At 63.8% G+C, this 20,598-nt stretch carries 18 protein-coding genes and 1 pseudogene; 5 read left to right on the forward strand and 14 right to left on the reverse strand.

What is annotated here, in order from left to right; genetic code table 11:
• Positions 1-74: 74 nt before the first annotated feature.
• On the forward strand, positions 75-716 hold the full coding sequence (locus tag CK227_RS06490) for a hypothetical protein (protein ID WP_095772359.1): 642 nt from the start codon (positions 75-77) through the stop codon (positions 714-716).
• 105 nt (positions 717-821) lie between these two features.
• Positions 822-1,496, forward strand: a complete 675-nt coding sequence (locus CK227_RS06495) for an HAD family phosphatase (protein WP_095772206.1) — start codon at positions 822-824, stop codon at positions 1,494-1,496.
• A 1-nt stretch (position 1,497) separates the two neighbouring features.
• Here CK227_RS06495 and CK227_RS06500 read toward each other — a convergent pair whose 3' ends face one another.
• The 13 genes and pseudogenes from CK227_RS06500 to CK227_RS06560 all read right to left on the reverse strand — a co-directional run bounded on the left by CK227_RS06500 (position 1,498) and on the right by CK227_RS06560 (position 15,341).
• Entirely contained in the window at positions 1,498-2,550 is a 1,053-nt protein-coding gene (locus CK227_RS06500) for a DUF930 domain-containing protein (RefSeq protein ID WP_095772205.1), read from the reverse strand.
• Between the two features lie 282 nt (positions 2,551-2,832).
• Positions 2,833-4,050: a DUF930 domain-containing protein gene (locus tag CK227_RS06510; RefSeq protein WP_095772204.1), complete on the reverse strand. Its 1,218-nt coding sequence runs from the start codon at positions 4,048-4,050 to the stop codon at positions 2,833-2,835.
• 106 nt (positions 4,051-4,156) lie between these two features.
• Positions 4,157-4,417 carry a hypothetical protein gene (locus tag CK227_RS06515; protein ID WP_348628962.1) on the reverse strand — a complete coding sequence of 87 codons (261 nt, stop codon included), beginning with the start codon at positions 4,415-4,417 and terminating at the stop codon, positions 4,157-4,159.
• A 100-nt stretch (positions 4,418-4,517) separates the two neighbouring features.
• Positions 4,518-4,737, reverse strand: a pseudogene (locus CK227_RS36635) (MBL fold metallo-hydrolase); the annotation flags it as partial.
• A complete protein-coding gene (locus tag CK227_RS06520) occupies positions 4,737-5,813 on the reverse strand; it encodes an ABC transporter ATP-binding protein (protein WP_095772203.1) in 1,077 nt (358 codons plus the stop codon). The pseudogene CK227_RS36635 and the gene CK227_RS06520, both read right to left, overlap by 1 nt.
• Entirely contained in the window at positions 5,801-7,504 is a 1,704-nt protein-coding gene (locus tag CK227_RS06525; protein ID WP_095772202.1) for an iron ABC transporter permease, read from the reverse strand. The genes CK227_RS06520 and CK227_RS06525 overlap by 13 nt, the downstream gene beginning before the upstream one ends.
• Positions 7,505-7,563: 59 nt before the next feature.
• A complete protein-coding gene (locus tag CK227_RS06530) occupies positions 7,564-8,550 on the reverse strand; it encodes an ABC transporter substrate-binding protein (RefSeq protein WP_095772201.1) in 987 nt (328 codons plus the stop codon).
• A gap of 210 nt (positions 8,551-8,760) precedes the next feature.
• A complete protein-coding gene (locus CK227_RS06535; RefSeq protein ID WP_095772200.1) occupies positions 8,761-10,128 on the reverse strand; it encodes a pyruvate dehydrogenase complex dihydrolipoamide acetyltransferase in 1,368 nt (455 codons plus the stop codon).
• A 3-nt stretch (positions 10,129-10,131) separates the two neighbouring features.
• Complete coding sequence (locus tag CK227_RS06540) at positions 10,132-11,130, reverse strand: alpha-ketoacid dehydrogenase subunit beta (RefSeq protein WP_095772199.1); 999 nt, start codon at positions 11,128-11,130, stop codon at positions 10,132-10,134.
• Positions 11,130-12,158, reverse strand: a complete 1,029-nt coding sequence (locus CK227_RS06545; protein ID WP_095772198.1) for a thiamine pyrophosphate-dependent dehydrogenase E1 component subunit alpha — start codon at positions 12,156-12,158, stop codon at positions 11,130-11,132. Before CK227_RS06545 ends, CK227_RS06540 begins: the two co-directional genes overlap by 1 nt.
• Before the next feature lie 2 nt (positions 12,159-12,160).
• Positions 12,161-13,489, reverse strand: coding sequence for an NAD(P)H-dependent oxidoreductase (locus CK227_RS06550; protein WP_095772197.1), 1,329 nt, complete (start codon positions 13,487-13,489; stop codon positions 12,161-12,163).
• Positions 13,490-13,708: 219 nt separating this feature from the next.
• Positions 13,709-14,482 (reverse strand): phosphodiesterase, encoded by a 774-nt coding sequence (locus tag CK227_RS06555; RefSeq protein ID WP_095772358.1) that lies wholly within the window; start codon positions 14,480-14,482, stop codon positions 13,709-13,711.
• Positions 14,483-14,552: 70 nt separating this feature from the next.
• Complete coding sequence (locus CK227_RS06560; protein WP_095772196.1) at positions 14,553-15,341, reverse strand: 3-hydroxybutyrate dehydrogenase; 789 nt, start codon at positions 15,339-15,341, stop codon at positions 14,553-14,555.
• 245 nt (positions 15,342-15,586) lie between these two features.
• Here CK227_RS06560 and CK227_RS06565 point away from each other — a divergent pair, with 245 nt between their 5' ends.
• The 3 genes from CK227_RS06565 to CK227_RS06575 all read left to right on the forward strand — a co-directional run bounded on the left by CK227_RS06565 (position 15,587) and on the right by CK227_RS06575 (position 18,788).
• The gene (locus CK227_RS06565) at positions 15,587-16,375 is read left to right on the forward strand and encodes an acetoacetate decarboxylase (protein ID WP_095772195.1); all 789 of its coding nucleotides are present in this window, start codon (positions 15,587-15,589) and stop codon (positions 16,373-16,375) included.
• Positions 16,368-17,528 (forward strand): patatin-like phospholipase family protein, encoded by a 1,161-nt coding sequence (locus CK227_RS06570; protein ID WP_095772194.1) that lies wholly within the window; start codon positions 16,368-16,370, stop codon positions 17,526-17,528. The genes CK227_RS06565 and CK227_RS06570 overlap by 8 nt, the downstream gene beginning before the upstream one ends.
• Before the next feature lie 414 nt (positions 17,529-17,942).
• Entirely contained in the window at positions 17,943-18,788 is an 846-nt protein-coding gene (locus CK227_RS06575) for an MFS transporter (RefSeq protein ID WP_095772193.1), read from the forward strand.
• 163 nt (positions 18,789-18,951) lie between these two features.
• On the opposite strand, the gene CK227_RS06580 is transcribed toward CK227_RS06575, so the two are convergent.
• Positions 18,952-20,562: an inorganic phosphate transporter gene (locus tag CK227_RS06580; protein ID WP_095772192.1), complete on the reverse strand. Its 1,611-nt coding sequence runs from the start codon at positions 20,560-20,562 to the stop codon at positions 18,952-18,954.
• Positions 20,563-20,598: the final 36 nt, after the last annotated feature.

Here is a 20,598-nt window from a genome sequence, read left to right on the forward strand (position 1 = left end):
CCATCCACAGAGCCGTCTGCCGATTTCGGCGGCGGCATGGCTGTGCTAGCCTGTCGTCAAACGGGATGCATGAAATGGAACTGCCCTTCAGGGATGAACTGGCCCTTATGCCCGACCTGCGCCACCGGCTGCGGCAGCTGCGCTGGTTTCGCGCCACTTTCCGCGGCAGCGCCAAGGTGGTCTCGGAGACGTTCGGCGTGCGTTTCGAGATCGACGAGGCGAAGCTGACGCGGGCCTTTCTCGACTGGGTCGAGATCATGGAAGCGCAGAAGCGCTTCGCCGCGATCGACCGCGCCGATTTCATCGTCTTTGCCGCCGGCCTCGTGCTGCGCGAGCTGATCAAACAGGCGCCGGCCAGGGAGATCTCCGGCCTCGCGCAACTCATCGAAACGGATCAGAATGCCGGCACGCTGGACATCATCCGCTTCTGGCCGGAAGGCTTCCTCTACACCAACTACTGCGTCTCGGTGATTTCGGCGATCTATGAGCAGGAGTTCGGCAACGCGCCCAGCATCGACAAATGCGCCGACGATCTGCGCACCTGGTGGTCCTATCGCGAGAATGTGACCGAGATGCCGGCCTATGCGGTGGCGTTCCTCGACCGCTTCCTCGGTGCGGAGCCGAACTGGATCACGCCCGACCGCGCACAATCCCGGCAAGCCATGCAACGGGCGCTCGGATCCGGCCGCGCAAGCGATGCGCTGCGCCAGCTTTGACTGCCCGCCGTTGCAGCCCCAAAACGCGCTGAAGACATCGCACTATTGAACATTTGACTTTTTGCCGATAGCGATGTGCGAAATTTGACGTGAGGAGACAAGCGCGTGACGCGACCAAGGCCTATCATCTTCGATTGCGACGGTGTTCTCGTCGACAGCGAGCCGCTGGCCGCCAGGGCCTACGAACGCGTCTATGAAAAGCACGGCATGCCGGGCGTCCATGGCGGCATCATCGCCCAATGCGTCGGCATGAAGCAGTCCGACATCATCGCCAGGATCAGGGAATTGACCGGCCATCAGTTTCCCGCTGCCGCCGACGGCGACATCTGGGCCGAGACCAAGATCCTGTTTACCGAGGAATTGAAACCGACCCCGGGGATCGCGGCGTTTCTGGAGACGCTCGAGGGCGAACGCTGCGTCGCCTCGTCGTCCTCCGTCGAGCGCATCAACCACAGCCTGGCCGTCACCGGGCTGGCGCCGTTCTTCGGCGAGGCGATCTACAGCTCCTCCATGGTCAAGAACGGCAAGCCGGCGCCCGACATCTTCCTGTTCGCCGCCGCCAGGATGGGCGCCGATCCGGCCGACTGCATCGTCATCGAGGATTCGCCCTTCGGCATCCAGGGCGCGGTTGCCGCCGGCATGACGGCGATCGGCTACACCGGCGGCGGCCACACCTATGCCGAGCACGCCGCGCGGCTGAAGGCGGCCGGTGCCGATTTCGTCTGCGCGCACTGGCAAGAAATTAGCCGGCAATTGTCCGGGCTCGGCGTGCCGGCCTGATCTAGTAGGGGCTGGGTAATCTAAGACCGCCCCAGTCGCTGGGCGGGATTGGTACCCCCACGCGGAAGTTGAAGGACAGGACCCTCGTCGCATCGGTGTCGACCTCGCACCGAAAGCCCAGATGGTACCATGTGGTTGTCGTGCTGAAAGCGACATCCGGGGCGTCTAGAATATTGCCCACCTTCAGCGGAAGAGACGGTACCCATTTGGGAAAATAGGAAGCATCCAGCAACTCCTGCTGCAACGCGCTGGCGCAGAGTTTGGCCACACGCTGACCGCGAGGCACCCCGCCCATCGAGGTCGTGGCCAGCGCATCGCCGGTGGCGCCCTGCGAGTAGAGCCTGCGAACACCCGGAAGGCCCGAGTCGTTGCGAGATGCAGACTTCGAGGCCTTCGAGGGGCTGGGCTTCGGCGCATTTGCGGGTTTGGGCTTTGGTGCTTCGGCTGATGTGGGAAGCTCGATCTCGCCGCCGCTATCGGCAGCCAAAGGCGCTGGTGCCCCGCCCTGTTGCTTGGCGTCGTCGAGCGCCGCCTGCTTGTCTGGCTCCTGTTTAGCTGCCTGTTGTTTATCCATCTCCGCGCTTGAAGCTGCCTGCCCCTCGGCGTCTGCCGGCGTGACAGGTTGGCTGTCTGCAGGCTTCGGCCCGACAGGCGGCTTCGGATCGTCATCCTTGGCCGGCGACGGCGAGCTGTCTTGGGCGCTGGTCCCGTTCAGCGATTTCCTCGGGCCGGTATCCTTGTCGCCGAACTGAAAGACAGGCTTCAGGACCTCGCCTGGCGGCTGCTTCTCCGACGGAGGTTGTTTTTCAATTTTCTGCTCAGGCGGCTTTTCAACCTTCGGTTCCGGTGGCTTTGGCGCAGGCGAAACAGGTTTCGGCTTTGGCTGATCGGGCGGAGGCACGATCGCGACATTGACTGGCTGCTCCTCGCGCGGCGGTTGGAGAGGCACGGGCAGGCCATACACAAGGAGCGCCGCGGCAAGCACGTGCAGGATCAGCGATGCGGGAATGCCCCACAACAGATACCGGCGCCGTTCTCGTGCCTCGTCCTTCATCCTGACCGATGTGGAATGAAATAGCGGCGGCTTCAAGCATAAGCACCGGATTTGCGCATATGGCCGCGACAGCTTGTCGATTTGCATCACCACACCCAGGGCGGCCCGACCAAGGCGCCCGGGCGGCTCAATGCGCCGCCGCCGGCATGACGGCGATCGGCTATACCGGCGACGGCCACACCTGTGCCGGGCACACCGCGCGGCTGACGGCGGCCGGTGCCGATTTCGTCTGCGCGGACTGGCAAGAATTAGCCGGCAATTATCCGGGCTCGGCGTGCCGGCCTAATTCAGCGGATACTTGGTGAATCCACGGCTAGCCCATTCGCCAGGCGGGACCAATGACCCCACACGAAAGTTGAAGGATAGGACCCTGGTCGCATCGGGATCGACTTCACATCGGAAATTTAGATTGTACCAGGTGTTTCTGGTGCTGAAGGCCGCTTGGCTAGGGTTGAGAACATTGCCTTTGTCCAGCGTAATGGTTGGCACCCATTTGACCGAATAGTCGGCGCTTTGCAGTTCCTGGCTCAGAACATTGCCGCAAAGGGTGGCCACGCGCTGACCGCGCGGCACATTCTCCATGGAGGTTGTGGCGAAGGCATTGCCGGTTGCTCCCTGCGAGTAAAGCTTTCTGACACCCGGAAGGCCGGAATAGATTGGCGATCCTGCAACATCGTCGTTGGCGGGATTTGACCTTCCAGCATTCCCGATCGGCGCTTTGAAGGCCCTTGCGGGTTTGAACGTCAACGTCTTGGCCGGTTTGGGCTTTGCCTTTCCGGTTGAGGCTGGAGGCGCTGGCTTGCTACCAGTCTCGGCCGCCAATGGCTTTGGTGTCACAACCGCTTGCTTTTCGGCGGGCTGCGGTGCGACCCCATGTTTGTCCGGCTGCTGTTTGTCAGCGTCCTCGGTCGCCTGCTTCTCCTCGTTTTGCGCGGGATTGGCGTCCGGCGAGGCGGCCTCCTGCTTTTCCTCGCCTTGCGCGGGCTTTTCGTCCGGCGCGGCGGTAGCCGGCTTCTCGTCAGGCTTGCTGGGCTCTGCCTTCTGCTGCGGCGTTGCAGCCGGGGCGGGCTGGGTCGGCGCGGGTGTCGGTGTTATAGGCGGCTTCGCCGCCTCATCCTTGTCCGGTGACGGCGTGTTGGGTTTGGCGCTGCTTCCGTCGAGCGATTTCTCCGGCCCCGTATCTTTCTGGCCGTACTGGAAAACGCGCTTCAGAACATGGTCGTCTGGCGGTTTCGGGGGCTCCGGAGGCGGCTTTTGTTCAGGCGGCTTTTCAGCCTTGTTTTCGGGTTTCGGCTCAGGTGGCTTTGGAGCAGGTTTCGGCTTAGGCTTCTCGGGCGGCGGCACAATCGCGACATTGACGGGCTGTTCCTGCTGTTGCGGCTGCTGCTCGGATCTCGGCACGCCAAAGAACAAGAACGCTGCGATCAAGGCATGCAGGATCAGCGATGCGGCCATGGCCCATCGCCAATTGCGAAACCACTCTCGTATCTTGCCGTTCATTGCGCCCGATGTGGAATGAAATAGCGGCTGCTTCAAGCACAGGCATCGGATTGGCGCGGTTTAGCCGCTGACAGCTTGGTGATCGGGACGGTCGGACATAGGAAGCTCAGTCCAGAATCCCGCCCACAAACCGTTCGTCCAGCCGCGTTTCGCCAAACCAGTTCAGCCTGTTGATGCTGACGAAGCCGGTATCGATCGCCTCGTTCTTGTCGCCCGGCTCACTGGCGTGAGCGCGCCCGCGCGGCACCGTGATGACGGTACGATCGCCTTCGCTTTCCACGATCTCGGCCGTGCGGCCGATCTTGTCACGGCCGATGCGCGGCTGCCGGATTTCCGCCGGCAGCGCGGTCGGCAGGTTCACGCTCAACCAATGGCCTTCTGTCGCCCAGTTGGCGCGATTGCCACAATGACGCGATCAGCGCGCCAAGCCATGGGTCGTCGCCGTCGGTGAACTCAGGATTCTTCACGCGCGACAACAGCCAGCTCAGCGCACCGACATGATCCTCGTGGGCGTGCGAGACGAAGAGCGTCTATGTCGTCGACCGGACCGTCGAGCGCCGGATAATATTCCGCGCCGGAGGCGCCGACCTTGATGCCTATATCGAGCAGGATGCGGTCGCCGCCGCTGCCGACGGCAAGGCTGGTCCGGCCCTTTTCCCCGAAGCCGCCAAGCAGGTCCAGCATCATCACGAACCGGGCCCCGCCGGGATCAGCCAGCCGGATCTTATGCGCAGCCGTGCCTGGGCTCCGCTCCCGAGCGCAACCGGGTCTGGCTGCTCGAAATGCAAAGTGAGGTCGGGCGCCGCGGCGGGCGCGAATTCGATGCGCGCACCGCCACCCTGGTAGATCACCCGTTTGACGAGACCGTCAAAGCCTGGCCCATCCGGCGAGACGTCGAGATCGGCCGACCGGCAGCAGATCTTAGCACCCGCACGCGGCCGTTCGCCGGGGCGGCAGCGGACCACCAGCTCGGTTCCCAGGACCCTGACCTTGCAATGGCCGCCGTCTTCGCCCGTCAGGACATCCGCCGGCAGCAGGATGCCTTGCGAGATGAAAGACGCCACCATCTCATTTGCCGGCTCATGATAGAGCTCGCGCGGCGTCGCCAGCTGTGCCAGGCGGCCATGATCCATCACGGCGATGCGATCGGCCAGCGCCATCGCCTCGGCCTGATCGTGGGTGATGTAGACGATGGTCGTACCGGTGCGCTTGTGAAAAGCGGCGAACTCATCCTCCATCGAGGCCCTCAGATGCACGTCGAGATTGGCGAGCGGCTCGTCGAACAGCACCAGCGACGGTGCGGCGACGAGACAGCGCGCCAGCGCCACGCGCTGGCGCTGGCCGCCGGAAAGATTGGCCGGCCTGCGCTCGCCCAGTCCCTGCAAATTGACCAGAGCCAGCGCGTCTTCCACCTTCTGGCGCGCCACCGCCTTGTCGAGCTTCGCCACCTTCAGCGAATAGCCGATATTCTCGGCCACCGTCATGTGCGGCCACAGCGCATAGTTCTGGAAGACGATGCCGACGCGCCGCTTTTCCGGCGCGACGCTGCCGACGCTGCTCGACACGACATCGCTGCCGATGCGGATTTCGCCCGAGCTCACTTTCTCGAATCCGGCGACGAGCCTGAGCAACGTCGTCTTGCCGCAGCCGGAAGGTCCGAGCACGGCGAGGAACTCGCCGTCGGCAACGTCGATCGAGACGTCCTTCACGGCGTCGAAGTTGGCGAAGCTCTTGGTCACATGGTCCAGGCTCAGTCGCGCCATGGCAACACTCCGCTGGGAAGGTAAGGGGCAAGCAGATTGGTCACCAGCATCAGCACGAAGGTGACCGCGACCGTGATGACCGACATCGCCGCCGCATAGTTGGAATCGCCGCCCTGTTCGAAGGAAAACATCACCACGCCGATCGTCTCCGAGCCTGACGACCACAGCAGCGCCGAGACGGTGAGTTCGCTGAGCGCCGTCATGAAGATCAGCAGACCACCGGCGATCGCCGCCGGCGCGACCAGTGGAAAGATGATGGTGCGCATGCGCGTGAACAGGCCGGCGCCCGCCACCTGCGCGGCCTCCTCCAGCGCCCGGTCGATCTGGTGATAGCCGCTGATGGTCGGCCGCAGCGCCAGCACCAGGAAGCGGGCGAGGTAGGCGTAGAGGATGATCCAGACCGTGTTGTAGAGTTGGATGCCGGTCAGTGGGATCGGCCTGAGGAAGAGCAGCAGCGAGGCGATCGCCAGCACCACGCCGGGCAAGGCATAGGGCAGTTCGACCGCCAGATTGAGCAGCCGCACCCAGCGCTGCTTGCCCCAGGCGATGAGGTAGCCGATCAGCACGGCGACCACGACAGCGAAGAAGGCGGCCGCGATCGACAGCCAGAAACTGTTGAAGAAGGCGCGGTTGGCGGCGTCATGCTCGAACAGCACGAAACGATAATTGTCGAGCGTCGCCGTCTTGGCGGTGAGCGCGATGCCATAGCCCGGCACCAGCGAGGTCAGCACCAGCCCGAACAGCGGCAGGAACAGCACCAGCACGATCAGCAGCCACAGGCCGGCCTGGACAATAGCCCGCCAGCGGCCGAGTTCGTAGGGTTCGGCCGGCAGCGATGTCGAGGAGATGCGGTAGTCGCGGCGGCGGCCCATCACCTCCTGGGCGAGAATGCCAGCCATGGCGATGACGCCGATCAGCACCGATAGGAACGCGGTCTCGCCGAGCACGGCCGGACCACCGCCGGCCAGCTTCTGATAGATAAGGGTCGGCAGCACCAGGTAGTTGGCGGGAATGCCGAGGAAAGCCGGAATGCCGAAATTGCCGACGCAGGACACGAAGGCCAATGCCGCCGCCGCCATGATCGACGGCGTCATCAGCGGCAGCACGATGGTGACCAGCACCGTGAACCAGTCGGCGCCACCGGCGCGTGCCGCCTCCACCAGTTCGCGCGGCAGCTTGCGCAGGCCGGCACGCACCAGCAGGAACACCAGCGGGCCATATTGGACGCCCAACAGCAGGATGATGCCTGACGTCGAGTAAAGCGGGTTTTTCGTGCCGAGCGGCGGCGCGGCTCCGAACAGCTTGAGGAATGGGCTTGCCGGGCCGAACAGCTGCAGCCAGGCCAGCGCCGTCACCTGCGGCGCGATCATCAGCGGCATGACGTAGCACAGCACCAGTGTGCTGCGGCCGCGTATGTCGGTCAACGAGACCAGCACCGCCACCAGCGTTCCCGACAGCACCGCAAGCAAGGTGCCGCCGATGCCGACGACCAGCGTATGCCATGTCGCGATCCAGGTCGCCGGGCTTCTCAGCCCGGCCGCAATGGCCACGGTCGACAGCGTGCCGCCAGGTGCCACGATCTCCCTGACCAGGCGCAGCATGGGCAGCAGCGAAAGCAGCACGATGACGATGGCTGCCGCCGCCGTCAGGGCCATTTCCTGGCCCCGGCTTTCCCTGATGCGTGTTGGCATGGTTGTGTTTCCTGAGATCCGGGATGCCGCCGAAACGACATCCCGCCGCGATTGCCGGCTCAGCCGCCGAACAGTTCCTGGAACTTCGCCTTGTCGGCGTCGGTCTTGGCGACGATCGCCTTGGTGTCGAACGGCATCACCTTGACCTTGACGCCGTCCGGCAGCCATTCGGGACGGCCGACCGAGGCACGCGCCGGCAGATAGCCCATGGACAGCGCCAGCTTCTGGCCTTCATCCGACAGAATGAAGTCGACGAACTTCTTGGCGCCGTCGACATCCCTCGCGGTCTTCATGATGGCGACCGGTTCGGTCACCGCCGGCACGCCTTCGCTCGGGAACACGAACTCGACCGGCGAGCCCTTCTTCTTGGCGTTCATCGCCATGAAGTCGACGAGGATGCCATAGGGCTTCTCGCCTGATGCCACCGACTTCAGCACGGCACCGTTGCCGCGCACACTGACGGTGTTGTTGGTCTTAAGCTTCTGGAAGAAGTCCCAGCCATAGTTGCTATCGCCGGCAAAGCCGGAAAGCAGATAGGCGGCCGCACCCGAATAGAGCGGGCTCGGCATGACCAGGCCATCGGCATAGGCGGGTTTGGCGAGATCGGCCCAATGCTGCGGCTTTTCAGCAGCCGCAGTGTTGTAGACGATGCCGGTGGTGATCAGCTTGCTGCCGAAATAGGTCTTGTCGGCGTCATAGGCATCGGCTTCGATGCCATCGAGCTTGGCTTCGGGATAAGGCAGCAGCCGGTCGTCCTTCTTCAACAGCTCCATCGAGACCGCGTCGGCGATCAAAAGCACGTCGGGCTGCGGGCTGCCGGCGGCGAACTCGGCCGCCATCTTGGTGAGGATGTCGCTGGTCCCGGAACGATAGATGGTCACGTCGGTGCCGGGCTGCGCCTTCTTGAAGGCGTCCACGGTCTTGGCCGCGTCGGCTTCCGGCTGCGATGTGTAGAGCGTCAGTGTTTCGGCGTTTGCCACGCCGGCAAACAAAGTTGCCGCGAGCGCCAGCTGGCTGGCCAGCAGCTTGATGAGTAGCGTCTTCATGAGACCTCCTGTCTTGTCTGTGCATGACCGGTCCGGCCCCTGGCCGGCTCCCCGTCTCTTCCTCCCTGCACGGCGCATATGACTGGTGGATGACACTGCGCATGCGCAAACAGATCAGGCAACAGCCTAGCGCTGAATGCTCTCACGGCATGACGATACGGGCCCGCGGAACGGGCGTCCCACGAGCCTCAGGGCTGCTTTGACAGGCTTCTAGACCAGCATGCCCATCGGGTTCTCGATCAGCCGTTTGAAGGCGACCAGCAGTTCCGCGCCGAGCGCCCCGTCAACCGCGCGATGGTCGGTCGACAAGGTCACCGACATCACGGTGGCGATTTTGATCTCGCCATTCTTGACCACCGCCCGCTCCTCGCCGGCGCCGACCGCCAGGATCGTCGCATGCGGCGGGTTGATTACGGCGGCAAAATCCTTGATGCCGAACATGCCGAGATTGGAGACGGCCGTCGTGCCGCCCTGATACTCTTCCGGCTTCAGTTTGCGGCTGCGGGCGCGGCTGGCCAGATCCTTCATCTCGTTGGAGATGGTGGAGAGTGTCTTTTCGTCCGCATGCCGAATGATCGGCGTGATCAGGCCGCCGGGGATCGACACGGCGACGCCGACATCGGCATGCTTGTGCTTGACCATGGCGCTTTCGGTCCACGAGGCATTGGCATCCGGCACCGCCTTCAGCGCCATCGCCATCGCCTTGATGACCATGTCGTTGACCGACAGCTTGTAGGCAGGCACGTCACCCTTCTCGGTCTTTTTCATTGGTGCGGCCGCATTGATCTGCGTGCGCAAGGCCAGGAGCGCATCGAGTTCGCAGTCGAGCGTGAGGTAGAAATGCGGGATGGTGGACTTGGCCTCGACCAGGCGACGCGCAATGGTCTTGCGCATGTTGTCGTGCGGGACGAGTTCGTAGGAGCCGGGTTCAAACAACTTCAGCACCTGGTCGTCCGACATCGGCTTTGCTGACGGGACTGCTGCGATAGCAGCGGCGGGAGCCTCAGGGATCACCGCCTCCTTGAAGCCACCCTTGGCAATCGCCGCGTCAATGTCCGCCTTGACCACGCGGCCGTATGGGCCGGTGCCGATGATGCTTGCAAGAGCAAGTCCTGCCTCGCGAGCCAGACGTCGCGCAAGCGGTGTCGCGCGTGCGCCCGACGGCGATTGGCCAATCTCCTCCCTTGTGGGGGAGATGCCCGGCAGGGCAGAGGGGGGCGTGACCGAATGCGACGTTGGCGGGGTCCCTTCTGTCGGCTTCGCCGACATCTCCTCCACGGGTGGGGAGATTGGCCCTTTGTCCTGCTTTGCCGCAGTGACATCAGCCCCATAAGCCTCATCGTCGGCATAAATCCACGCAACCGGCGCGCCGACCGGAATGTCGATGCCTTCCTTGCCGGTGACGTCGCGCAGCACGCCGCTGGCCGGCGCGTCGATCTCCATCGCCGCCTTGTCGGTCTCGATCTCGAACAGCACATCGCCCTTCTTGACGCGCGCGCCTTCCTCGGCGAACCAGCGCGAGATCTGTCCGGTCGCCATGTCCATGTCGACCTTGGGAAGAATGACTTCGGTCGGCATGTCTCAGCGAACCCCTTTGACGAGGTCGCGCGCGGCGCTGATGATGTCGGGAACCTGTGGCACCGTGGCTTTTTCGAGCTCCGGATTGTAGGGGATCGGCGTCTCGGCACCGCCCAGCCGCACGATCGGCGCATCGAGATAGTCGAACGCCTCGCTCTCGGCGATCATCGCGCTGACCTCGGCGCCGATGCCCAGCGTCTTGACCGCCTCGTAGACGCACATCAGCCGCGACGTCTTCTTGACGCTGTCGATGACGGTCTGCTTGTCCATCGGCCGGATGGTGCGGAGGTCGACGACTTCGACGTCGATGCCTTCGGCTTCCAGCGTGGCGGCGGCGTCGAGCGCCTTCTGCACCATGATCGAGGTGGCGACGATGGTGAGGTCGCGGCCTTCGCGGCGGATGTCGGCCTTGCCGATCGGCACCGTGTAATAGTCCTCGGGAACCGGACCCTTCATCTTGTAGAGCAGCTTGTGCTCGAAGATCATCACCGGATCGGGATCGGCGACGGCGGCCAGGAGCATGCCCTTGGCATCATAGGGCGTCGCCGGCTGGATGACCTTCAGCCCTGGCACATGGCCGAGCCAGGCCTCCAGGCTCTGGCTGTGCTGCGCGGCCGCGCCTGTGCCCGAGCCCGCGGGAAAGCGCATCACCACGGGAACCGAAACCTCGCCGCCCAGCATGAAGCGCATCTTGGCCGCCTGGTTGACGATCTGCTCCATGGCGAGCGTGGCGAAATCGGAAAACTGGAACTCGAAGATCGGCCGCATGCCGGTGAGCGCCGCACCCACCGCAACGCCCGCGCCGCCCAGTTCCGAGATCGGCGTGTCGATCACCCGCTCGGTGCCATAGCGCTCGACCAGATCGCCGGTCACCTGGAAGGCGCCGCCATAGACGCCGATATCCTCGCCCATCAGGAAGACGCGTTCGTCCATGTCCATGGCGATCGCCATGGCTTCCTGGATCGCCTGGGCGTAGCTCAGTTCACGCACCATCGCGTCCATCACGCCTGCTCCGTATACACGTAATTTCCGGTCTCGCTGACGTCAGGCGACGGGCTCGCCTTGGCGAACTCGATGCCATCGGCGATCTCCTGCGCCACCTCACTGCGAATGGCTTCGATGCCCTTGTCGTCGATGAAGCCGAAGTCGCGCAGTTCGTTCTCGAACAGCGTGATCGGGTCGCGGTTCGACATCCAGTCCTCGATCTCTTCCTTGGTGCGGTAGCGGTTGCGGTCGCTCTTGGAATGGCCGCGATGGCGGTAGGTCTTGGACTCGATCAGCGTCGGCCCCTCGCCGGCGCGGGCGCGCTCGACGGCCTTGTACGAGGCCTCGGCGACCTCCGAGAAAATGTTGCCGTTGACTATGACGCCGGGCATCGAATAGGCGGCGGCGCGGTCGGCGATGTTCTTGACCGCGGTCGAACGGGCGGTCGAAGTCGACATGCCGTAACCATTGTTTTCGCAGACGAAGATGACCGGCAGCTTCCAGACCGCCGCCATGTTGAGCGCCTCGTGGAAGGCGCCTTCATTGTTGGCGCCGTCGCCGAAGAAGGAGACGACGACCTTGCCGGTCTTCATCATCTTGGAGGAGAGTGCCGCCCCGACGGCGATCGGAATGCCGCCGCCGACGATGCCGTTGGCGCCGAGATTGCCCTTGGCGACATCGGCGATGTGCATCGAACCGCCGCGGCCCTTGCAGTAGCCGGTGGTCTTGCCGAAGAACTCGGCGAACATGCGCTTGACCTCGGCGCCCTTGGCGATGCAGTGGCCATGGCCGCGATGCGTCGAGGTGATCTGGTCATCCTCGCCAAGCGGCATGCAGATGCCCATGGCGCTGGCTTCCTGGCCGATCGACAGGTGCATGGTGCCGTGGATCAGGCCGCGCGTGTAGCTCTCCTCCGCGCCCTCTTCGAAGCGGCGGATGAGGTACATCTTGTAGAGCACCTGCTTGAGCTGCTCAGCGCTGTACTGGCGATAGACGAAAGGCAGGTTGGCGCGACTGTCCGCGACGGCTTTGCTGGCTCCGGCCATGATCAGGCTCCCACGGTTCCGTAGACGAGCTTGTCCTGGCGGGCGCGCAGTTCGGCGATCTTGGAGCCCGGGGCCGGGGCGGCATTGGCATAGGTGATCAGCTCGCCCTTCTTGATCGGCGCGGTGACCGAGCCGCCCTGCAGCAGCCCGCAGGGAATGGCCCTGGCGGCATGCGCTTCCGGCGCCGTCATGATCCAGGCGCGGTAGCAATATTCGCCGATCGCATCGAGCTTCTCGCCGGGCTGCATGTCTTTCTTGGCCACGGCGGCGACTTCGGCCACCGGCTTGGCCAGCGGCACCATGTCGGCCTTGCCGTAGAGCACGACGCGGGCACAGGTCAGCGGCACTTCGAGCGAGGTCAGGTGATAGGGGCGGTGGAAGGTGAAATACGGGCCCTTGCCCATCTTCAGGTCTTCCATGCGCTCCGAAATGCGCGGATGCGACATGTCGGCGACGACGAAGACGCCGGGCGCCACGCCCTTGCCGATCGAGTAGTCGACGACGCCGACCCTGGACAGCACGCCGCCATCCTTTTCAGGCACCAGTACTTTCGAGAGCTCGCCGAGAGTCGCGGCGGGGCCATGCATGCCGGCCTTGTCGGGCACCAGCCCGGTGGCATTGGCGATCGCCGCCATCTCGACCATGGTTTTCGAACCGTCGACGAATTCCACCAGCATGCGCACATTCATATGCCTGCGCCTGGCCTCCTCCTCGTAGGCCGGCGGCGTGGCGTCGATGTTGAGCGGATTGTTCTTGCCCTTGCCCGCGGCGACGATGGGATGGCCCATGGCCGAGACGAATTCGATCAGCTCCATGCAGGAGGACGGCTCGTCGCCGGCGCCCAGCGAATAGGTGACGCCCAGCCGGTCGGCCTCGCTCTTCAGATAGGCGCCGATGGTGACGTCGGCCTCGACATTCATCATCACCAGATGCTTGCCATGCTCCATGGCGCGCAGGCCGATCTCGGCGCCGACGGCGGGAACGCCGGTCGCGTCGATCACCACGTCGATCAGATCATTGTTGATGACCAGGCTGGCGTCATTGGTGACCGCCACCTTGCCGGCCTCCATGGCAGCCGTCATCGCCGAAGCGTTCGACACTTCACGCGCATGGCCGGTTTCCTGGAAGGCGATGTCCACCGCCTTGCTGGCGGCCGGCAGGTTCAGTTCCGAGATCGCGCCGATCTCGATGCCGGACATATGGGCGACGCGGGTGACGATGTCGGTTCCCATCTCGCCGGAGCCGATCAGGCCGATGCGGATGGGCTTGCCCGATTTGCCGCGCTCATCGAGATCGCGGGCAAGGCCCGTCAACGAAATATTGGAAGCCATACCGCTCATTCCTCCCACATTGCAGGCTTGTTCATTCGCTTGACGGGTATTGAACATCTGTATTTCTGTCAAGACTAATGTCCAAATCCGAATGCTTTTTGACGTCGCTGCGCAGACTGCGAACAAGTGTAAAAGCCCACAGCCGCGACGGCGGCACAGGACTTGTCCACCGGCCATGGCGACTGTGTCGTCAGGACCGCTATCCAGGGATGGACGGCCTTACGGAGCCCGGTCAGCAGCGCCGACGGGAAAATCGTGAAAATGCACGATCGCCCCCTCCGCATCGATCAAGATCACGGCATAGGCGGGCGGCTCGTGCCCCAGGCTCCAGCTCTGCGAAAAATCGAGCGCGGTCTGGTGGTTGGTGCTGCGCAGCGTGCTGACCGGTATTCCTCGCCAGCTGCCGGCGATCTGCCGGTGGACATGGCCGGCGAAGATATGGCGGACATTGCCGTGGCGCGACAGCACGTCATGGAAGGCATCGGCGTCCGCAAGCCTGACCTCATCGAGCACCGGCATGTGTATCCGGAACGGCGGGTGATGCATGAACAGGAAGACCGGCCGGTTGCCCGCCTCTTGCAGCCGTTCGTCGAGCCAGTCGAGGCGCGCCGGGCAGAGCCTGCCCTCGACATGGCCGCTGTCCAGCGTGTCGAGCAGGATCAGCCGGCCCTCTGTGCCATCGAACACGCTCTGCACAAACCCCTGCTCGGCGGCGGCATCGGGGAACATTTCGAGGAAGAGCGTCCGGTCGTCATGGTTGCCGAGCATCAGCCGGCAGGGCGGCGAAAATTGCGCCAGCCCGTCCCGCAACGCCGCATAGGCCGCACGCTCGCCGTCATTGGTCAGGTCGCCTGAGATCACCACCAGTTCGGCATCGGCGTGGTTCTTGCCGATGTCGGCAAGGCAGGCCTCCAGCCTTACGAGCGGATCGGACCCGTAGAGCAGGCCACCCGGCGTCATCAGATGCGGATCGGAGAGCTGGATGATTTTCATGGAACTGGCCGTACCCTTCCCGCCGGTGCCGCGTGGCGCCGGCCAGAACACGCGACGCTCGATTGCCCCTCTACTGTGCCGTCCAGCCGCCGTCCATTGGCAAGGTCGTGCCGGTGATCTGCCTGGCGGCATCGGAGCACAGGAACAGCGTCAGCGCGGCAAGTTCCTCGACAGTGACGAATTCCTTCGTCGGCTGTGCGGCGAGCAGCACGTCATGCTTGACCTGTTCCTCGGTCATGCCGCGCGCCTTCATCGTGTCGGGGATCTGCTTTTCGACCAGCGGCGTCCAGACATAGCCGGGCGCGATGGCGTTGACGGTGATGCCGTCCTGCGCGACTTCCAGCGCCACCGTCTTGGTCAGCCCTGCAATGCCATGCTTGGCCGACACATAGGCCGATTTGAACGGCGAGGCGACCAGCGCGTGCGCCGAAGCCGTGTTGATGATGCGGCCCCATTTGCGCGCCTTCATGCCCGGCACCGCAGCCTTGATGGCATAGAAGGCCGCCAGAAGATTGATGCGGATGATGGCTTCCCATTTGTCGTCGGGAAACTCCTCGATCGGCGCGACATGCTGGATGCCGGCATTGTTGACTAGGATGTCGAGACTGCCGAACGCCGCCTCGGCATCATGCACCATGGCGCTTACCGCCCCCCCATCCATCATGTTGGCGTCGGAGTAGCGGCACTTGACGCCGAAATCCCTCTCGATGCCCAAGCGCTCCTGCTCGATGGCCGCGGGGTCGCCAAGACCATTGATTGTGACGTTGGCGCCCTCGGCGGCGAAGGCGCGGGCAATGGCCAGGCCGATACCGCTGGTCGAGCCGGTGACGAGGGCATTCTTCGAAGACAGGGAACCCATGGTGATCTCGCGAGAGGTGGGAGGGGAATGACAGCATATAATTGTGCGTCGCAACATGACAATGACAGAGCCATGTGTCGATGCGATTACAGCCAGACGACAGCGCCGGCACGGCCTCGCCCGCCGCGAAACCACGGTCGTTTGGCTGACACGGCACTGTCATGGTGCCGTGCAACATAATCGGTTGCGCATTCGCGCGGTCATTCCTGAACGAAATTCATCCGACAGAACCTTGGGGGTGCAGCTTGGAAATCGCCGATGTCGTGAAGCGCGCCTATGCGATGCCGCTGACCAACCCGTCCTTCCCGCCAGGTCCCTACCGGTTCTTCGACCGCGAATACATCATCATCACCTATCGCACGACACGCGAGGCGCTGGAGGCCGTCGTGCCGGCGCCCCTGGAGATCGACGAACCGCTGGTCAAGTATGAATTCATCCGCATGCCCGACTCCACCGGCTTCGGCGACTATACCGAGACCGGCCAGGTCATTCCGGTGAAGTACAAGGGCCAGCATGGCGGCTACGTCCACTCGATGTATCTCGACGACGACGCGCCGATCGCCGGCGGCCGCGAGCTGTGGGGCTTTCCGAAGAAACTGGCCAATCCCAAGATCATCCATGAAGGCGAGGTGATCGTCGGCACGCTGCATTATGGCAGCGTTCTGTGCGCCACCGGCACGATGGGCTACAAACACCGGGAAGCCGACCATGATTCCGTGCTCGCCGCGCTCGCCGCGCCCAATTTCCTGATCAAGATCATCCCGCATGTCGACGGCGGCCCGCGTATCTGCGAGCTGGTGCGCTATTACCTCACCGACATCACGCTGAAGGAGGCCTGGACGGCGCCGGCGGCGCTTGATCTCAGGCCCCACGTCATGGCCGACGTGGCCAAGCTGCCGGTGCTCGACATCGTCTCCGCCGTCCACTTCAAGGCCGATTTGACGCTTGGGTTGGGCGAGGTTGTCCACGACTATCTTGCCGATCACAGCCGGCTCGCAACCAGCACAACCCAGCCGGAGAAAATTCGTGCTTGAACGCTATCGAAACAAGGAAGCCGCCGCCACGATCGCGGAGATCTCGGCGCAATATGACCGCATCGCTTTGGTGTTCCAGGGCGGCGGCGCGCTCGGCGCCTACCAGGCCGGCGTCTATCAGGCGCTGGCCGATGCCGGCTGCGAGCCGAGCTGGCTGTCGGGCGTGTCGATCGGCGCCATCAACGCCTCGATCATCGCCGGCAACGAGTCCAGCCGCCGCCTGCAGCGGCTCGAACAGTTCTGGCAGACCATCTCGGGCCGCAAGATCTGGGCCTATACGCCGGAAGGCGACATCTACCGCGACATCCGCAACCGTACCTCGTCGTGGATGACCATGACCATGGGCCAGCCCGGCTTCTTCAAGCCGCGCAATCCCAACCCCTGGTTCGAGCATCCCGGCGCCGAGGGCGCCACCAGCTTCTACGACACCGCCGAGCTGAAGGACACGCTGGAGAGCCTGATCGATTTCGACATCCTCAACGACGGCAAGAAACGGCTGAGCGTCGGCGCGGTCAATGTGCGGACCGGCAACTTCGTCTATTTCGATACCGACAAGGTCCGCATCGGGCCCGAGCACATCATGGCCAGCGGCGCGCTGCCGCCGGCCTTTCCGTCGGTCCGCATAGAAGGCGAGTACTATTGGGACGGCGGCATCGTCTCCAACACGCCGCTGCAATATCTGCTCGACCAGGAAGAGGACCGTTCGTCGCTGGTGTTCCAGGTCGACCTGTTCAGCGCGCGCGGCGTGCTGCCGCGCAGCATGCCGGACGTGCTGTCGCGCCACAAGGACATCATGTATTCCAGCCGCACGCGCCAGAACACCGACAATTTCAAGCGCATCCATGGCCTGAAGATGCGCCTGCTCGAGGCGCTGAAGCGCGTGCCCAAGGAGCAGCTGACGCCGGCGGAAGAAGCGCTGATCGCGGACTATTCGGATGCCGGCCTGGTCAACATCGTGCACCTGATCTACCAGCACAAGGGCTATGAAGGTCACGCTAAGGACTACGAGTTCTCCGGCACCTCGATGCGCGAGCATTGGGACACGGGCCTGGAAGACACGCAACGCACCTTGCGCCATCGCAAATGGCTGACACTGCCGACCAATGCCGACGGCGTCACCATCCACGATCTGCACCGCGAAGACCCGACCTGACATTTGCGTCCAGGACAAGCGGAGCAATCTTACGGAATCCTTCGCCGGTTGATCAAGCGGCGCGGCGTATCGTGCCTATCAGGAGCGCTGCCAGGCATGCGGGACAAGGATGCGATCCGCCTGGCCGTCACCATGAGTTCCGCGGCAGGTCGGCGAAACTACGGTGCGACCGCGTAGGCACGCCTTCGAGCAAGCCCAGCCAGACTGTGAAGTTCTTCTTCACAGCCTATCAAGATTGTCGCGGATATTGGCTCGCTGAAAGCGGGCGTACATTTGAGCAGGCAAATGCGCTAGCGCGTTTCACCGTTTCATGGAAACGGCGAACCGCTCTAACTCTTTGTTTTGACGCAATTCCAGACGGAAAACCGCTCACACTTTTCCTGGAATTGCCCTGGGCTTAATGGAGTGCCGCCGATGACCGTCGAAGCTGTTTCCCCCGCTATCGTTTCATCACGTGACGCCTGGCGCGGCCTGCTCTGGTTTGCGCCGCTCACTTTGCTTTGGCTCCTGGTGATCTACAGATGGCCGGCGATCCCGGCCACCGGCATTCCGACCACGGCCCACCAGCTCGCGGCCCACGGGCTCATCGCGCTGGGATTGTGGCTCGGCCTCGAACACACGAGCCTGACGCCAGCTCAACGCCGCACGACCTGGCTGGCGATCATGATCCCGGACACGCTGTGGCTCGCCTTCGCCTGGAGCGCCGCGATCAACGGCTTCTTCCACGCGGACACCGCGTCTTTTCCGGTATTGCCATCGGCGATCTTCCTGCCGGTGATCATCGGGGCGCCGCTCCTGCTGCTCTCGAAGCGGATCGGGCTGGTGCTCGATGCGATGCCAGCGCGCTGGCTCGTGATGCTTCAGCTCTACCGCGTGTTCGGCACCTGGGCTATCGCGGCCTGGCTGCGTGGCACGCTGCCTGGCGTTTTCGCAGCGCCGGCAGGCATCGGCGACATGCTGACCGGATTGTTCGCGTTGCCAGCTGCGATCGCAGTGGCGACCGGCACAGACAAAGGCCGGAGGGCGGCAACTCTCTGGAACATCCTCGGGCTCGCCGACTTCGCTGTCGCGATCACCATGGGCATGATCACCTCGCCCGGCCCATGGCAGTTGATTGTCCCGGATGTGCAGAGCATCGGCGCAGGCGATTATCCGGGTGTGCTGACCCCTGCATTCGTGGTGCCAAGCTCGATCCTGCTGCACATGTTGTCGCTACGCCAGCTGCGCCGCCGTAACAGGGCGGACGTTGTGCGGCGGTGAGCCTCGGCTGGAGCCGGCCAACCATTCCATCGAAAGCTGAACCGTTCGAAGCGGCGCGCCCGCTTGGGAAGACGCACGCTCTGACTCTTCATTGGTCTTCGCAGGATAGGCCGAGAAAGAGAACGGCGCCGCAGGTGGCGCCGTTCTCTTGAGGGTCTGACGCTCAGAACACCTGGCGGAAGACGATGAACAGCACGAAGGCAAGCGCGATCGAGCACGGCAGGGTCAACACCCAGGCCAGCAGCAGGTTGCGCACCGTCGACCATTGCAGGCCTGAGCCATTGGCGGCCATCGTTCCGGCGACGCCCGACGACAGCACATGGGTGGTCGAAACCGGCAGGCCGAGCCGGTCGGCCATGCCGATGGTCACCATGGCGACGAGTTCGGCCGCCGCGCCCTGGCCATAGGTCAGGTGGCTCTTGCCGATCTTCTCGCCGACCGTGACGACGATGCGTTTCCAGCCGACCATGGTGCCGAGACCCAGCGCCAGCGCCACCGCGATCTTCACCCAGAGAGGGATGAACTTCGTCGCATTGTCGACGGCCTTGTGGTAGTCGGTCACCGCCTTGAGATCGGCGCCCTGCATCGGCAACAGCTGCTTCTTGTCGATCAGCTTGAGCGCCTCGCCGATCAGATAGATGTCGTTGCGGGCGTTGCTGACCAGATCGGTCGGCACGTTGTCGACCGACGCATAGGGCTGCAGTCCCGCCGTCGTGTTGTGGATGTAGGTCTGCAGCGCGACCGTTGTCTTGTCGCTCCAGCTGCGGGTGCGCACGGCATCCTGGACGGCTGCCTTGGCATCCTTGGCATCCGTGACGGTGACGCCGGGCTTCGCATATTTGCCCAGCGCCGTTTCGACATTGGCTGAAGCCGACTTGTAGGCTTCGAGATAGTTGATGTCGGGCGTGCGGTTCAGCGCATAGGCCGTCGGCACCACGCCGATCAGGATCAGCATGATCAGGCCCATGCCCTTCTGCCCGTCATTGGAGCCATGCGCGAAGCTGACGCCGGTGCAGGTGAAGATCAGCAGGCCGCGGATCCACCAAGGCGGCGGAGCATTGCCTTTCGGGGCTTCGTAGAGGGCCGGATTGCGAACCAGAAGCTTCATCGCATAGAGCAGGATCGCGGCGGCGAAGAAACCGATGATCGGCGACACCAGCAAGGTCACGCCGACATTGGTCGCCTGTGACCAGTCGACGCCGCTGGTGGCGCTGCCGGACGGCGCCATGAACTGGTTGGCGAGGCCTACGCCGATGATCGAGCCGACCATCGTGTGCGAGCTCGATGCCGGCAGGCCGAGGAACCAGGTGCCGAGGTTCCACAGGATCGCGGCGACGAGCAGCGCGAACACCATGGCAAAGCCGGAGGAGGAGCCGACTTGCAGGATCAGCTCGACCGGCAGCAGCGACAGGATGCCGAAGGCCACCGCGCCGCTGGAGGTGAGAACGCCGAGGAAGTTGAAGACGCCCGACCACATGACGGCGAATTCGGCCGGCAGGGAGCGCGTGTAGATGACGGTCGCCACCGCATTGGCGGTATCGTGGAAGCCGTTGACGAATTCGAAGCCGAGCGCGATCAGCAAGGCGATGCCGAGCAGGATCCACGGCACGGTCTTGGCCACCGCCAGGTCCTGGCTCAGCGCGTAGCCGACATAGACCACGCCGACCAGAACCAGCACGCCGAAGGCCGGCAGGAACCACTTCGCGCCGCCCGAACTGTCCAGCGGATGATCCGGTCTCGGAATGCCCGCCTCACTAGACACTATGTCCACCATGTCCCACTCCTATTGCATTGCAGCAAAGAACTGGGA

It is taken from the genome of Mesorhizobium sp. WSM4308, from assembly GCF_002294905.1.
Classification (GTDB): Bacteria; Pseudomonadota; Alphaproteobacteria; order Rhizobiales; family Rhizobiaceae; genus Mesorhizobium.

Excerpts from the sequence above, each read along its gene's own strand:
- CK227_RS06490 (WP_095772359.1), top strand. The coding sequence starts at position 75 with ATGGAACTGCCCTTCAGGGATGAACTGGCCCTTATGCCCGACCTGCGC.
- CK227_RS06500 (WP_095772205.1), bottom strand. The coding sequence starts at position 2,550 with ATGAAGGACGAGGCACGAGAACGGCGCCGGTATCTGTTGTGGGGCATT.
- CK227_RS06510 (WP_095772204.1), bottom strand. The coding sequence starts at position 4,050 with ATGAACGGCAAGATACGAGAGTGGTTTCGCAATTGGCGATGGGCCATG.
- CK227_RS06520 (WP_095772203.1), bottom strand. The coding sequence starts at position 5,813 with ATGGCGCGACTGAGCCTGGACCATGTGACCAAGAGCTTCGCCAACTTC.
- CK227_RS06525 (WP_095772202.1), bottom strand. The coding sequence starts at position 7,504 with ATGCCAACACGCATCAGGGAAAGCCGGGGCCAGGAAATGGCCCTGACG.
- CK227_RS06530 (WP_095772201.1), bottom strand. The coding sequence starts at position 8,550 with ATGAAGACGCTACTCATCAAGCTGCTGGCCAGCCAGCTGGCGCTCGCG.
- CK227_RS06535 (WP_095772200.1), bottom strand. The coding sequence starts at position 10,128 with ATGCCGACCGAAGTCATTCTTCCCAAGGTCGACATGGACATGGCGACC.
- CK227_RS06540 (WP_095772199.1), bottom strand. The coding sequence starts at position 11,130 with ATGGACGCGATGGTGCGTGAACTGAGCTACGCCCAGGCGATCCAGGAA.
- CK227_RS06545 (WP_095772198.1), bottom strand. The coding sequence starts at position 12,158 with ATGGCCGGAGCCAGCAAAGCCGTCGCGGACAGTCGCGCCAACCTGCCT.
- CK227_RS06550 (WP_095772197.1), bottom strand. The coding sequence starts at position 13,489 with ATGGCTTCCAATATTTCGTTGACGGGCCTTGCCCGCGATCTCGATGAG.
- CK227_RS06555 (WP_095772358.1), bottom strand. The coding sequence starts at position 14,482 with ATGAAAATCATCCAGCTCTCCGATCCGCATCTGATGACGCCGGGTGGC.
- CK227_RS06560 (WP_095772196.1), bottom strand. The coding sequence starts at position 15,341 with ATGGGTTCCCTGTCTTCGAAGAATGCCCTCGTCACCGGCTCGACCAGC.
- CK227_RS06575 (WP_095772193.1), top strand. The coding sequence starts at position 17,943 with ATGACCGTCGAAGCTGTTTCCCCCGCTATCGTTTCATCACGTGACGCC.
- CK227_RS06580 (WP_095772192.1), bottom strand. The coding sequence starts at position 20,562 with ATGGTGGACATAGTGTCTAGTGAGGCGGGCATTCCGAGACCGGATCAT.